Genomic DNA, 13,069 nt, shown 5'->3' on the forward strand with positions numbered 1-13,069 from the left:
GGACTTCCGATGAAAACACCCGCCTTTGCCCCATTGACCGGCCCGATTGGTTTTTACCCTGTGGTGCCCGATGCGGCCTGGATCAAACGTCTGCTGGGCTGGGGCGTGCGCACTGTCCAGCTGCGCATCAAGGCGGCGGACCACACGCCGGGGGAAATTGCTGCCGAAGTACAGGCGGCGATTGAAGCAGGGCGCGGCATCAAGGGCGCGCAGGTTTTCATCAACGACCACTGGAAGCTGGCCCTGGATTTCGGCGCCTACGGGGTGCACCTGGGCCAGGAAGACCTGGACACGGCCAACCTGGATGCGCTGCGCACCGGCGGTGTGCGGCTGGGCCTGAGCACCCACACACCGGCTGAACTTGCGCGCGCGCATGCGGTGCAGCCGTCTTATCTGGCCATCGGCCCTGTCTACCCGACGACGCTCAAGGTCATGCCTTATGAGCCGGTGGGGCTGGAGCAGCTGCGCGACTGGGCCCTGCGGGCCTCGCCCTACCCGGTGGTGGCKATAGGCGGCATCTCGCTGGACCGCATCGCCGGCGTGATGGACTGCGGCGTGGGCGGTGTGGCTGTGGTGAGCGCGGTGACGCTGGCCGCCGACCCGCAGGAAGCCGCGCTGCACGGCCTGCGCCTGGCGGCACCGAACCGGGCCTAGATCGGGTTCATGGATGAAAAGGCCCGTTCAGGCAATCTGAACGGGCGCGAGAAGCTATTAATTTGATAGCGCTGGATAGTCTGTGTAGCCCTTTTCGCGGCCGCCGTAGAAGGTGGCCTTGTCGGGGATATTGAGCGGTGCGCCAGCGCGCAGCCGCTCCACCAGGTCCGGGTTGGCTATGTAGGGCTTGCCGAAGGCGACCAGGTCGGCGCCGTTGGCGACAGCTTTTTCAGCCAGGGCCTGGTCGTAGCCGTTGTTGACCATCCATGCGCCCTTGCCGCCGGCCTGACGGTAGGCGGCCTTGAGTGCCTTGTAGTCGAACGGGCGGTCGTCGATTTCGCGCGGGCCGCCGGTGGCGCCTTCGATGATGTGGATGTAGGCGAGATTGAGTGTGGCAAGCTGCTTGACCACGTAGTCAAACAGCGGCTGCGGGTTGCTGTCATGCACGTCGTTGGCGGGTGTGACGGGCGACAGGCGAATGCCGGTTTTGCCGCCGCCTACCGCGTCCGTGACAGCTCGCGTGATTTCCAGCAGCAGGCGGGCGCGGTTTTCGATGCTGCCGCCGTAGTCGTCGGTGCGCTTGTTGCTGCCGTCTTTGAGGAACTGGTCGAGCAGGTAGCCGTTGGCGCCGTGGATCTCGACGCCGTCAAAACCGGCCGTCTCGACGGCGTTACGCGCCGCTGCCGCAMAGGTGTGCACGATGCCAGGGATTTCTGCTGCCGTGAGCGCGCGCGGTTCAGAGGTTTCAACAAAGGTCGGCACGCCGTCCTCGATCAGCACCGTCTTGGTCTTGGCGGTGATGGCCGAAGGCGCGACCGGCTTGCCGCCCTCAGGCTGCAGCTTGGTGTGCGACACACGGCCCACATGCCAGAGCTGCACAACGATCTTGCCCCCCTTGGCATGTACTGCACGGGTCACTTCCTTCCAGGCGTCGAGCTGCTCGCTGCCGTACAGGCCCGGCACGTCGGCATAGCCCTGGCCCTGATGGCTGACGGCCGTGGCCTCGGTGATCAGCAGCCCGGCGCTGGCGCGCTGGCCGTAGTAAATCTGCGCGATGTCAGTCGGGATGGCGTTGGGTGAGCGGTTGCGTGTGAGCGGCGCCATCACGATGCGGTTGGCAAGGGCCAGGTCACCGGCTTTGTTGGAGTCGAATAGGGTGGGCATGAAGAGATCCTGAATGGAGGCTTGAATGAAAACAGGGCCAGTTTGGCCCTGTTTCGATTGGCTTGCCCAACACGGGTTGCTTGAATCGTGCTATTGCAACTACTTGTCCCCGCTTCCGATTCCGCTCGCCCCTTGTGGATGCGCCGAGGAGCGGAGGGCCAGACGGATCAGGGCAAAAACTTGTCTGAGCGAAGCGAGTTGTTTTTGACCCCGGCTGGACCGAGCACCGCAGGTTGCCCGCAGCGAAGCGGAGGGACGCAGGAACCAGGGTCACCTTTTCTTTGCTTACTTTCTTTTGGCGAAGCAAAAGAAAGTGAGTTGCCGCCGGCAACCCCGGCCCCGGAACGCAAACTGCGATCAGCGTCCGGGAGGCGTCACTTATTTCAGCAATCCCTCATGCTTCATCGCCGCCTGAACAGAGGGGCGTGCCGCCACACGCTCACGAAACGCAGCAATGTTCGCAAACCCCGAAATATCCACCCCCACCCGCGGCGCCCAGTTGGTCACAGTGAAGAGGTAGGGGTCGGCCACGCTGAAGGCATCGCCCATCAGGTACTGCTTGCCGGCAAGCTGGCTGTCCACCCACTTGAAGCGCGACAGCAGCTTGTCGATGACGATAGTCTTGTAGTCGGCCGGTGTGGCGGCATTGAACAGCGGGCTGAAGCCCTTGTGCAGTTCGGTGCCGACAAAAGTCAGCCACGACTGCAGCTTGTAGCGCTCCAGCGTGCCGTTGGCGGGTGCGAGTTTCTTCTCCGGCACCTGGTCGGCGATGTACTGCACGATGGCCGGGCCTTCGGCGATGCGCGTGCCGTCGTCCAGCTCCAGCAGCGGGACATAACCCAGCGGGTTGATGGTGTAGTAGTCGGTGCCGTCTTCCAGCTGGTGGGTTTTGGTGGGCGCCAGCACATGCTCGAACTTCAGGCCCGACTCGTGCAGCGTGATGTGGGGTGACAGGGAGCAGGTGCCGGGGGAGTAGTAAAGTTTCATGGTGTCTTGTCCTTTGTGGGGTAGCAAAGTGCGGCGGGAGTGTGGCGGGAATGTCGCACAGCCCCTGATGCTAGCCGGAACGGCGGATTATTGCTGGCCGGCGCGCCACAATAGCCGCATGGCAAAACTTTTCAAATGGCTGGTGTTCCTGGCCCTCGGCTTGATGGTGCTTCTGGCCGTGGTGGCCTACACCTTGCACCGCTGGGTCAGCACGGACGACTTCCGCCAGCGCGTTGAGCGGGAGGCGTCGGCCGCGCTGGGCGTTCCCATGACCCTGGACCGGGTGGCGGTGGACATCTGGCCTTTGCCCGCTGTGGCGCTGAGCGGCATTTCCGTGCAAAGCAAGCCGCCGCTGACGCTGGAGCGCGTGGAAGTGCGGCCCGAGTGGCGCCCGCTGTTGCAGGGGCGCCTGGAAGTGGCCACCCTGCGGGTGCGCCGGGCGGTGTTGCCGCAGCAGGGCATTGATGCGCTGCTCCTGTTGCTGCAAAAGAAGAAGCAGGCCGCGCCCGCCAAGCCGGGTGCGCCGGCATCTGCAGCCAACACGGGCCCGGAAATGAACCGGCTTGACTGGTTGCCGCGCCGCACGGTGCTGGACGACGTCACCTGGGTGAACACCACCGGCGCACGTACCACGGTCAAGGGCGAGGCCAGCCTGGGCGCCGACGGCCTGCCGGAGAACGCTTCGCTCAAATTGACAGAAGGCAACCTTCAGGGCCTGGAAGCAACGCTGCAACGCGTGGAAGCGCAAGCCGGCGAGGCCGGCGGTGCCGCCCAGTGGGATTTGCTTGTGAAGGTGGGCGGCGGCAAGCTGGAAGGCCGCCTGGGCCTGCAGCGCGGTTTTGTGGCGGCCGCAGCAGCAACGGCAGCCGCCAAGCCGGGCGCGAAGGCGCAGCCGGTGGCGCGCTCGGCGGAAGAACTGGTGCTGCAGGGGCAACTGAAAACCAGCGGTGTCGAGGTGTCTGCGCTGACGGCGCCCGCCAAGGCCCTGACCGGCCAGCTTGACGCCACGACCACGCTCAATGCGCGCGCTGCCACCACGGCTGCGCTGGTGGATGCGCTGCAGAGCCACACCACCTTCACGGTGCGCGATGCGGTGGTGAACGGGCTGGACCTGGCCAAGGCGGTCAAAACGGTGGGGCTGAGCCGTGGTGGCCAGACCCGGCTGGATACCTTGGCCGGGCAGGTCAGCACCCTGGGGCGGTCGGCGCAGCTGACCAACCTGGTGGCGAGCTCCGGGGCCTTGAGCGCCACCGGCAATGTGGCGGTCTCGTCCGCCAAGGCCCTGAGCGGGCAGGTCAGTGTGACCCTGGCCGGCGACAGCAAGATCGGCAGTGCCATTGGTGGCGCTGTGGGTGTGCCGCTGGTGGTGGGCGGTACGCTGGACAACCCGGAAGTCACGCTGTCGCGTGCGGCGCTGCTGGGGGCCGCCATCGGCACCGTGCTGTTGCCTGGCGTGGGTACCGGGGCCGGCGCTGGTGTGGGCGAAAAGGTCGGTAAAAGCCTGCGCGGCATCTTTGGCAAATAAGCCGGACGCCTTCCCGGTTGGTGCGTCAATGAGCGCTTACTTGCCCTTAAAGCCTTGGCGGTTCTGAAGTTGCGCTGAGCTGCGCCCTTGTCCTACAGGGCCATGCGGGCGCTGCTGATTCGGAAAATCGCCGCCTGCTTTTAGCATCGGCTTATGGGTCATGGGCTGCGTTGACTCACCTTGACCTCACACTTTGATGCCCATGACGTGCGTAACGCCGTAACGCCTCATCCTGCGCATTCGCGCAAGAGGCTACTTTCTGGAGGCCATCATGCTCAAGTACGCGATTATTTTTGCGCTGATTTCATTGGTTGCCGCTGCCCTCGGTTTCGGTGGTGTGGCAGCAGGTGCTGCCGGTATTGCCAAGATTCTGTTCGGCCTGTTCCTGATCCTCGCGGTTATCTTCATCGTGCTGGCTGCGCTGGGTGTAGGCGCTGCAAAGAAAGCACTGAAGTAGATGGCTGCGAGCACCGACATGCCGGCCGGCACCATGGCCGCGCGGTTCCGGCAGCGGCTGTTCCACCCGTGGCGGCAGCCGGGCAATGAGGCTGCACGCCTGCCTGCGCCTTCTGCCGGTGTGGCGCCCAAACGGCCGCTGGGTTTCCAGGCCAGCATTGCCGAGTTTTTACTGATCAACCGCCTGCGTGCGCGCCGGCCGGCTGCACCGTCTGCCGATGTGCTGGAGCGCGCGGCCCGCATTGTGTTTGTGACCTGCAAAAACTGGTTTGCACCGGCCGAGAACCGGGAAGTCAGCCACCGCACACGTCTCTAACGGCGCGGCCGCCTGACACACATCCCCTGCAAACCCTGCCGCTACTGCACGTCACGCATCCACAAGGTTTCTTTTCACCGGTTCAGGCTTATGCACACCACCCTTATTGATCTGTTGCTGGAATACGAGGTCATTCACCCCGCCCATTTCCTGTTTCACATCGAGGCGGCTTTTCACGAAGGCCACCATGTTGTGGAAGAGCGGCTGACCATCACGCCCAGCATGAAGGTGCGGAACTTTTCGGATGAGCGCAGCGGCAACCGCTTTATCCGCCTGGATGYTCCCAAGGGCGTGCTTTCGGTGAACTACCATGCGCGCGTGGAGCTGCACCCGGCCCCGGTGCCTCTGCACCTGGACGAAACCCCTGTGACGGCGGTGCCGGACGAAGTGCTGCGCTACCTGATGCCCAGCCGCTATTGCGAATCCGACGTCATGAGCCGTGCCGCGCAGCAGCTGTTTGGCCACTTGCCGCCGGGCATTGGCAGGGTGCGTGCCATCGAGGCCTGGATTCACGACTCGATTGGCTACTTGCCGGGCTTTAGCAATTCCACCACGACCGCGCAGGAGGTGTTTGTGCAGCGCGCGGGTGTCTGCCGTGACTTTGCGCACCTGGGCATCACGCTGTGCCGGGCCTTGAATATTCCCGCACGGCTGGTGGTGGGGTATGTGCACTTTGACGAGCCGCCGGAAGATTTCCATGCCGTGTTTGAAGCCTGGCTGGAGGGGCGATGGGTGATTTTTGACCCGACACGCATGGCGCCTATCGACCGCCTGGTGCGTGTGGGCACGGGCCGCGACGCCAAGGACGTGGCCTTTGCCACCATTTTTGGCGGTGTGCAGATGCTGCGCAAGGAACTCTCGATCACCGAGGGAGACATCCTGCCTGGCGTTTCAACGGGGGTGCATTCGCCCGCGCTGACCGTGGTCACGGTTTAGCCCGCAGGTGCCGCCATGACTGCCGCGTTGCGGCGCTTCAGCACAAGCAGCCCGAACAGCGTGGCCGTGATGTACATGCTGAAGGAGTAAATCGCCGCCGGCAGGGCCAGCTGGAAGTTGTTCAGCACGGCCAGCGCAATGAAGATGGCCAGCGTTGCGTTGTGAATGCCGATCTCGTAGCTGATGGCGGTCGAGATGGGTTTGTCCAGGCCCGTGGCCCGCGAGACGTAGTAACCGGCCAGCAGGCTCACCAGGTTGAAAGCCAATACCGCCGGGCCGATCGCGGCGAAGGTGGTGGTGAGTGACTGCCACTCCTTGACGACTGCGCCTATGGCCACCACGGCCAGCACGATGATGCTGAAAATCTTGGTCGGGTTTTCGCTACGCGCGGCCCAGGCGGGTTTGCGTGTGCGCAGCCACATGCCAATGGCCACCGGGACCAGCACGATGACGATCACTTCCACCACCTTGCCGAACTGCAGCGGCACGACCTGGCCTGTCTTGGCGAAGGTGTCGATCGCCCAGTTCGCGATCACCGGCATGGTGACGATGGACAGCAGCGTGTTGATGGCGGTCAGCGAGATGTTCATCGCCACGTTGCCGCCGAAGAGGTGGCTGAACAGGTTGGCCGAGATGCCACCGGGTGAGGCAGCCAGCAGCATCAGCCCCACCGCAAAGAGCGGCGGCACATTCAGCAGCACGATGATCGCGTAGCAGGCGACTGGTAGCACGATGACCTGCAGCACCAGCGCCACCGCCACGGCCTTGGGGTATTTGAGCAGGCGGGTGAAGTCCTCGACCTTCAGGGTCATGCCCAGGCCGAGCATGACCAGCGCGAGCGCCGCGATCAGCAGCTGCGCGACGACAGGTGAGCCGTTCATGACTTGTAGCTTTCGTCGAGTTTGTCGAGCTTGCGTATCAGTGACGGCCAGACAAAAGCACCACCCAGGCCGCCGGTCTGCACGCGCATGGCCTCGGCCACACCTTTGACGATCAACGGGTTGACCTCGGTGAGTTCGCCCCCGGCCTGCGCGTCGAGCTGGATGCGACAGGTGTTCTCGAAGGTGTACATGCTGAGGAAAGCGTCGGCAATCGTTTTGCCGACGACCAGCAGGCCGTGGTTGCGCAGCATCAGGAAATTGGCCTTGCCCAGGTCGGCCTGCAGGCGTGGTTTTTCATCGTCGCGGAAGGCCACGCCTTCATACGCGTGATAGGCGAGGGACGCCAGCACGAAAGTGGACTGCTGGCTGATGGGCAGCACGCCGCACTTTTGCGCGCTCACGGCCACCCCGGCGCGCGTGTGGGTGTGCAGCACGCAGCCGGCATCGGCGCGCGCTTCATGCACAGCGCTGTGAATCACAAAGCCTGCCGGGTTCACCGGGAAGGGCGTATCAATGACCTTGTTGCACTGGCCGTCGACCTTGACCAGGCTGGAGGCCGTGATCTCGTCGAACATCAGGCCGTAGGGGTTGATCAGGAAATGGTGGTTGCCCGCGCCGGAAATGGATTCGGGCAGCTTGGCGCTGATGTGGGTAAAGACCAGATCGCTCCAGCCGTAGAGGGCGACGAGGCGGTAGCAGGCGGCGAGGTCGCAGCGCAGTTGCCATTCTTCAGCGCTGACGACTTCCTTGAGGGAGGGGATATGCATGGGGATGGTCTCCGTGGTGTGTATGAATAAAGGTGCTCTCTCGGCACGAACTGCTCACGATACGTGGGTGCTTGACGGGGAACTGTCAAAAATTTGACAATTGGTCGCATGCCTGTCGTTCCGAAGACACCTTCGCCCCTTTCACCGCTCTCACCGCCATCCTTGCTTGCCCGCATGTCGGCCAACCCGTGGTTTGGCGCGCTGCCGGCGATGGACCGCCAGGCGCTGCTCGCCTCTGCCGAGGTGCTGCGCCTGCGGCCCGGTGAAATGCTGTTTCGCCAGGGCGATGCGCCCGGCGGTTTTTATGGCTTGCTCGGCGGCCTGTTGAAAATCTCCTCGCTGCGTGAGGACGGGCGCGAGGCGATTCTGGTGGTGCTGGAAGCGGGCAACTGGATCGGCGAGATCTCGCTGATGGATGGCGAGCCGCGCACGCACGATGCCACGGCCTTGTCTGCGGTGGAGGTACTGGTGGTGCCGCAGGCGGCTTTTACCTTGCTGATGCAGGGCGCGCCGTTTGCGCGGGCCATTGCCGGCTTGCTGGCGGCGCGCGTGCGTTCGCTCTACGGCATGGTGGAAGACGCCGCCTTGCGTTCGACCCGCGCCCGCGTGGCGCGCCGCCTGCTGCTGCTGGCGCGCGGCGATGCCACGATGGCATTGAAGGCGCGGCCGGTGGTGCGGGTTTCGCAGGAGGCGCTGGCCATGATGCTGGGCATCAGCCGGCAAACGCTGTCGGTCGAACTCAAGGTGATGGTGCAGCGTGGCGCCATCGCGCTCGGTTACCGCTGCATTGAAATTGTTTCGCCTGCGCGGCTGGAGGCGTTGGGCAACGTATCGCGCTAGGGCGGGTTCAATGCCGGCCGGGCCGCGTGTCGTTTTCCAGCCGGGCCAGCCAGACCATCGCGCTTCCCGCGTCGGCGCCACACATCTCGGCAGACGCCATGAGCTGCCCGCACACCGCAGGCCGTTCGGGCTGGCCAAAAATGAGGCAGCGGTTGGCGGTGTCGAGCTGCACGCAGCGCACGCCCGCCGGCTTGCCGTGGGGCATGCCGGGTATGGCGGAGCTGATGGAGGGCGCGATGCAGCAGGCGCCGCAGCCGGGACGGCAGTTCATGGTTGGTGGTCTGCTATGAAAAATATAGCTGCTCGCGCAGATTCCTATTGGGCTGGAGCCGTATTTGGTGCTTAAAAAAGGCCTGTGGGACCGTTTGTGGCGCAAAATCAGTCGGGTTTGATCTTTGCCCGTGCCGCCACTTCTTTCCAGCGCGCCTGCTCGGTCTTGATGAAGGCACCGTACTGCGCCGGTGTGTCGCCGATCGGCTGGGCGGTGTCACCGCGCAGGCGTTCGGTGGCCTGCGGATTGCGCATGGCCTTATTGCAAGCCTCGGCGATGCGGTCGATGTTGGCCTGCGGCATGTTGGCCGGCGCATTAAGGCCGTACCACTGCGTCATTTCAAAACCGGGGTAGCCGCTTTCCGCCACGGTGGGCACGTCGGGCAGTTGGGACAGGCGCTCCTTGGTGCCGGTGGCAATGCAGCGCAGCTTGCCTGACTTGATGTGCGCGAGGATGGCCGGCGCGCCCACGCTTGCCGCTTCGAGCCGCCCGGCCAGCAGGTCGGTCAGCTGCGGGCCGGTGCCGCGGTAGGGCACGTGCAGCACAAAAATGCCGGTCGCCATCTTCAAATATTCAAACGCCAGATGGCCGGCGCTGCCATTGCCGGCTGAGCCGTAATTGAGCTGGCCGGGCTTGGCCTTGGCCAGCGCGATGAATTCTTTCAGGTTGTTGGCGGGCACGCTGGAATTGACGACATACAGGCTGGGCACCTTGGCCAGCAGCGAGATGGGCTTGAAGTCCTTGTTGGTGTCGAAGGGCAGTTTGTCGAAGATGAAGGGGTTGACCGCCATGGTGCCGATGTGGCCCAGGATGATGGTGTGGCCATCGGTAGAGGCAGCGCATTCCTGCATGGCGATGTTGCCGCTGGCGCCGGGCTTGTTTTCCACAAACACCGTCTGGCCCAGGCTCTTGGTGAGTTCGTTGGCCGCTGAGCGTGCGACGATCTCCGAGCTGCCGCCGGGCGCGAAGGGCACCAGCAAGCGTATGGGTTTGCTGGGCCAGCCGGCCTGTGCATGCAGCAGCCCGGGAAAGGCCGAAACCGCTGCCAGTGCGCCGCCGGCCTTGAGGCCGAACTGCAATGCGCCGCGGCGCGTGTTGAGGTGTTTCATTTGATGTGTCTCCATGTTGTTGCCGCCGTCGTTTTCATCGCTGGCGTGTCGGTCCAATATAGGACCGTACATGAGGCGCGGCGCTACGTGATTCCGCTAATGAGGCTAACCCCCATGCGCTAGATGAAGGATGCGTCAAAACGTTCGCGCGCGGCCTTCAGGTTCTGGTGGTTGCGCTCGGCCCAGTTGTCCAGCGGGATCAAGGTTTCGCTGAGGGACTGGCCCAGCGCGCTGAGCTGGTATTCCACATGCGGCGGCACGGTCTGGCGGTCAAAGCGCAGCACCAGGCCATTGCGCACCAGCTCCTTGAGCGTTTGCGTCAGCATCTTTTGCGAGATGCCTTCGATCTTGCGCATCAGCTCGTTGTTGCGCACCGGGCCATCGGCCAGCGCCGGGATCACCAGCAAGGCCCACTTGCTGGCCACCAGCTCCAGCGCTTGCCGCGACGGGCAGGCCTGGCTAAACACATTTGAAGCGTCGGTGGGTGGGTCGCCGGGAATTGTCATGGTTACCAGAAGGTGCGTACTTGCCTATGGGTAATCGTAAACCTAAGCTGGAGGCGCATCAATCCTTAACCCTCTTTAACCCTGTTATTCCAAAGAAAGACTCCCGATGGCCTGGCTCTATTTACTCGCCGCAAGCATTGTCGAAATCGCAATGGCCTTGTTCCTGAAATCTTCCGAAGGCTGGACGCGCCTGTGGCCCAGCGTGCTGGGGGTGGCCGCGGCCGGCGCCAGCATTTTCTTTTTGACGCATGCCGTCAAGACTTTGCCGGTGGGCACGGCCTACGCGATCTGGACGGGGATAGGTTCGGTCGGCGTGACGCTGATCGGCATCCTCTGGATGGGCGAAAGCGCCTCGGCACTGCGTCTGACCTGCGTGGCGCTGGTGGTGGCCGGCATGGTGGGCTTGCGCCTGCTGGACGGCACTGTTTGATCAACCCATCCGTGGAGAAACCCATGACCCATCTGGTTTATATCGAAGCTTCGCCGATGCAGGCCGCGTCCACTTCAACTTCCGTCGCCACCGCCTGGCTGGACGCCTATCGCCAGGCGCATCCCGAGGGCACCGTGGACACGATCAATGTGTGGGACATCGACCTGCCGCCGTTTGACGCCGACATGATCGCCGCCAAGTTTGCCGTGTTGCGTGCGCAGAATGCGACGGCGCCGCAGCAGGCGTTGTGGGCGCGTGCGGTCGCGGTGTCGCAGCGCTTCAATGCGGCAGACCGGTATCTCTTCAGTTTGCCGATGTGGAATTTCGGCATTCCTTACCGGCTCAAGCATTTCATCGACGTGGTGACCTTGCCGGGGCAGAACTGGGCATGGTCAAGGCAAACCGGTTACCAGGCGCTGCTGCCAGGCAAGAGTGCGACGCTGGTGTATTCAAGTGCCGGCGCGTACCCGCTGCGGCCAGGGGAAGATGAATCCGATTTCCAGAAACCGTACATGCGGCGCTGGCTGCGTTTCCTGGACATTGAGGTGACGGCGGAAATAAGCGTTGCGCCGACGCTGGTGCCGCCCGAAGAACTGGCGGCAACCAAGGCCGGTGCGGTGGAGCAGGCACGGGCGCTGGCCGTAAATTAGTGCGTTGGTCACCGGGGTATTTTGGCGATCTCCAGTGTGGTCACGATCCCGTTGGCCAGCGCGTCACCCTGTTGGGGTTTTGCGCATAGTTCCTTGCGCAGCTTCGGGTCTTCGCTTCCCTGGCACAGCATCACGCCGTCGGGGCCGATGCCAGGCACCTGGGGGTGGTAGAAATAGGCGAAGCCGTTGTGGTTGGGCAGGCTGACCCACTGCTCTACCAGCTGGGGGTTGGCTTTGCCGTCGCTGTATTTCATGATCCAGGCTTTCAGTGCCGGCATGCGCGCCTGTTGCAGGCTGCCGTCCTGCGTGTAGTTGCCATGGAAACCCACGACCGTTCTTTCGAGAGGCTGGTCGTCGGAGTAGGCGCGTGTTGTGCCGCCCAGAAACATGCGCGAACACGAAGAACGGCAATAGCCTGAAAGCAAGGTCATCAGGCCTTTTTCACGGATGTATTCGCCAGTCGCATACCCGGACCGGGCGTCCCCGCCCGAGGAGTTTTTGAGCACCACCGTTGTGATGCCCGGGTGCTCCTCTATCGCGGCCTGCAAAATCCGTTGTTCATTGCCGGTCACCTTGCCTGACAGAAAAACAAAAGGCTCCCTGATCTCCACGTCCATGGCGTAAGCGCACGACGCGAGGCAAAAGGCCGCCAGGCCCGACAGCCAGTGGCCTGGACGCGCTGTCATGCAGTGAGGCGTTGGGAAGCAAACAGCACCTGGTCGATCACCGCCTGCACATTTTTGAGGTGCGATTCATCGAGCAGGTTGCCCTCGGTGTCGAAGGCGCTGCCGGCGCGGCCCAGGGCAAAAGCCTTGGGCGCAACCCAGCATTGCGCGTTGAGCAGCAGCGGCACCAGATGGCTTTGCGAACGCAGGCCGCCCAGCGCACCGGGTGAGGCGCTGAGCACGCCCACCACCTTGCCGGTGAAAGACTTGAAGCCTTCCTGCCAGGCCGGGTCGCTCTTGACGGGGCTGGACACCCAGTCGATGGTGTTCTTGAGCAGCGCGGTGTAGCTGCCGTTGTATTCGGGCGAGCAGATGATCCAGGCCGGGTGTTCAAACATGAGCTGCTTGAGTTTCATCACGTCGGGCGGCGTGCCCTTGGCTTCGAGGTCGGCGTTGTACATGGGGATGTCGAAGTCGGCCAGCTCGATGTGGGTGACTTCGGCGCCGCTGGCGCGCGCCAGTGTGGCGGTCACCTGGGCGAGTTTGCGGTTGAAGGAGTTTTGGCGGATGCTGCCAGCAAAGACGAGTAGTTTCATGCCCGCTATTGTGGCCGCTGGCGGCCGGCTTTTGGCGTGACTGCCGCGCACAACAGCCGTCTTGCACGGACTTTGACGCCCCAGCCTAATAAGGACGGGCACAAGCAGCTATTGAATTGATAGCAAATCCCCGAAGCCACGCAAGGCCATGCCCCCGGACAGGCCGCACAAATCGGGCCTCGCCTGATAAAATCATGCCTTCGTCCTGTGGGGACCGATGGGCCGGGGCACCTGCACGGCGCATGTGTGTGCTGCCGCGCCGCCGTGCGGCTGCGGCAAGCCTGGCCACCATCGACACCGGACCGCTCCATGGCAT

The 13,069-nt window shown here is 63.5% G+C and carries 17 protein-coding genes; 8 read left to right on the top strand and 9 right to left on the bottom strand.

The window, feature by feature from the left end:
• Positions 1–9: 9 nt before the first annotated feature.
• Entirely contained in the window at positions 10–654 is a 645-nt protein-coding gene (gene thiE, locus AC1D1P_RS00910; protein ID WP_477671819.1) for a thiamine phosphate synthase, read from the top strand.
• Positions 655–711: 57 nt separating this feature from the next.
• On the opposite strand, the gene AC1D1P_RS00915 is transcribed toward thiE, so the two are convergent.
• Together AC1D1P_RS00915 and gstA are read right to left on the bottom strand one after the other, a co-directional pair.
• Positions 712–1,818, bottom strand: coding sequence for an alkene reductase (locus AC1D1P_RS00915; RefSeq protein WP_477671820.1), 1,107 nt, complete (start codon positions 1,816–1,818; stop codon positions 712–714).
• A 378-nt stretch (positions 1,819–2,196) separates the two neighbouring features.
• Positions 2,197–2,805 carry a glutathione transferase GstA gene (gene gstA, locus AC1D1P_RS00920; RefSeq protein WP_477670400.1) on the bottom strand — a complete coding sequence of 203 codons (609 nt, stop codon included), beginning with the start codon at positions 2,803–2,805 and terminating at the stop codon, positions 2,197–2,199.
• A 118-nt stretch (positions 2,806–2,923) separates the two neighbouring features.
• On the opposite strand from gstA, the gene AC1D1P_RS00925 reads away from it, so the two are divergent.
• The 4 genes from AC1D1P_RS00925 (at position 2,924) to AC1D1P_RS00940 (ending at position 6,038) form a co-directional block, all read left to right on the top strand.
• Positions 2,924–4,330 (top strand): AsmA family protein, encoded by a 1,407-nt coding sequence (locus AC1D1P_RS00925; protein ID WP_477670399.1) that lies wholly within the window; start codon positions 2,924–2,926, stop codon positions 4,328–4,330.
• Between the two features lie 271 nt (positions 4,331–4,601).
• Complete coding sequence (locus tag AC1D1P_RS00930; protein WP_457281859.1) at positions 4,602–4,787, top strand: DUF1328 family protein; 186 nt, start codon at positions 4,602–4,604, stop codon at positions 4,785–4,787.
• Positions 4,788–5,102 (top strand): hypothetical protein, encoded by a 315-nt coding sequence (locus AC1D1P_RS00935; RefSeq protein ID WP_477670398.1) that lies wholly within the window; start codon positions 4,788–4,790, stop codon positions 5,100–5,102. It begins immediately after the preceding gene.
• A 90-nt stretch (positions 5,103–5,192) separates the two neighbouring features.
• Positions 5,193–6,038 carry a transglutaminase-like domain-containing protein gene (locus AC1D1P_RS00940; protein ID WP_477671821.1) on the top strand — a complete coding sequence of 282 codons (846 nt, stop codon included), beginning with the start codon at positions 5,193–5,195 and terminating at the stop codon, positions 6,036–6,038.
• On the opposite strand, the gene AC1D1P_RS00945 is transcribed toward AC1D1P_RS00940, so the two are convergent.
• The gene (locus tag AC1D1P_RS00945) at positions 6,035–6,919 is read right to left on the bottom strand and encodes a bile acid:sodium symporter family protein (RefSeq protein ID WP_477671822.1); all 885 of its coding nucleotides are present in this window, start codon (positions 6,917–6,919) and stop codon (positions 6,035–6,037) included. The genes AC1D1P_RS00940 and AC1D1P_RS00945 overlap by 4 nt on opposite strands.
• Positions 6,916–7,686 carry a class II aldolase/adducin family protein gene (locus AC1D1P_RS00950; protein WP_477670395.1) on the bottom strand — a complete coding sequence of 257 codons (771 nt, stop codon included), beginning with the start codon at positions 7,684–7,686 and terminating at the stop codon, positions 6,916–6,918. Before AC1D1P_RS00950 ends, AC1D1P_RS00945 begins: the two co-directional genes overlap by 4 nt.
• Positions 7,687–7,860: 174 nt before the next feature.
• Here AC1D1P_RS00950 and AC1D1P_RS00955 point away from each other — a divergent pair, with 174 nt between their 5' ends.
• A complete protein-coding gene (locus tag AC1D1P_RS00955) occupies positions 7,861–8,526 on the top strand; it encodes a Crp/Fnr family transcriptional regulator (RefSeq protein WP_477670743.1) in 666 nt (221 codons plus the stop codon).
• 7 nt (positions 8,527–8,533) lie between these two features.
• Here the strand turns inward: AC1D1P_RS00955 and AC1D1P_RS00960 are convergent, their stop codons facing one another.
• The 3 genes from AC1D1P_RS00960 to AC1D1P_RS00970 all read right to left on the bottom strand — a co-directional run bounded on the left by AC1D1P_RS00960 (position 8,534) and on the right by AC1D1P_RS00970 (position 10,412).
• Positions 8,534–8,797 carry a YkgJ family cysteine cluster protein gene (locus AC1D1P_RS00960; RefSeq protein WP_477670394.1) on the bottom strand — a complete coding sequence of 88 codons (264 nt, stop codon included), beginning with the start codon at positions 8,795–8,797 and terminating at the stop codon, positions 8,534–8,536.
• 107 nt (positions 8,798–8,904) lie between these two features.
• The gene (locus AC1D1P_RS00965; protein WP_477671823.1) at positions 8,905–9,906 is read right to left on the bottom strand and encodes a Bug family tripartite tricarboxylate transporter substrate binding protein; all 1,002 of its coding nucleotides are present in this window, start codon (positions 9,904–9,906) and stop codon (positions 8,905–8,907) included.
• Between the two features lie 119 nt (positions 9,907–10,025).
• Positions 10,026–10,412: a winged helix-turn-helix transcriptional regulator gene (locus tag AC1D1P_RS00970; protein WP_477670392.1), complete on the bottom strand. Its 387-nt coding sequence runs from the start codon at positions 10,410–10,412 to the stop codon at positions 10,026–10,028.
• A 106-nt stretch (positions 10,413–10,518) separates the two neighbouring features.
• Here AC1D1P_RS00970 and AC1D1P_RS00975 point away from each other — a divergent pair, with 106 nt between their 5' ends.
• Together AC1D1P_RS00975 and AC1D1P_RS00980 are read left to right on the top strand one after the other, a co-directional pair.
• Positions 10,519–10,842, top strand: a complete 324-nt coding sequence (locus tag AC1D1P_RS00975) for a DMT family transporter (RefSeq protein ID WP_457281851.1) — start codon at positions 10,519–10,521, stop codon at positions 10,840–10,842.
• A gap of 23 nt (positions 10,843–10,865) precedes the next feature.
• Positions 10,866–11,492 carry an FMN-dependent NADH-azoreductase gene (locus AC1D1P_RS00980; protein ID WP_477671824.1) on the top strand — a complete coding sequence of 209 codons (627 nt, stop codon included), beginning with the start codon at positions 10,866–10,868 and terminating at the stop codon, positions 11,490–11,492.
• 8 nt (positions 11,493–11,500) lie between these two features.
• On the opposite strand, the gene AC1D1P_RS00985 is transcribed toward AC1D1P_RS00980, so the two are convergent.
• Positions 11,501–12,178 (bottom strand): hypothetical protein, encoded by a 678-nt coding sequence (locus AC1D1P_RS00985; protein WP_477671825.1) that lies wholly within the window; start codon positions 12,176–12,178, stop codon positions 11,501–11,503.
• Positions 12,175–12,753, bottom strand: coding sequence for an NADPH-dependent FMN reductase (locus AC1D1P_RS00990; RefSeq protein WP_477671826.1), 579 nt, complete (start codon positions 12,751–12,753; stop codon positions 12,175–12,177). Before AC1D1P_RS00990 ends, AC1D1P_RS00985 begins: the two co-directional genes overlap by 4 nt.
• Positions 12,754–13,069 lie beyond the last annotated feature (316 nt).

This window comes from Polaromonas sp. P1_E1_2 (assembly GCF_056406035.1).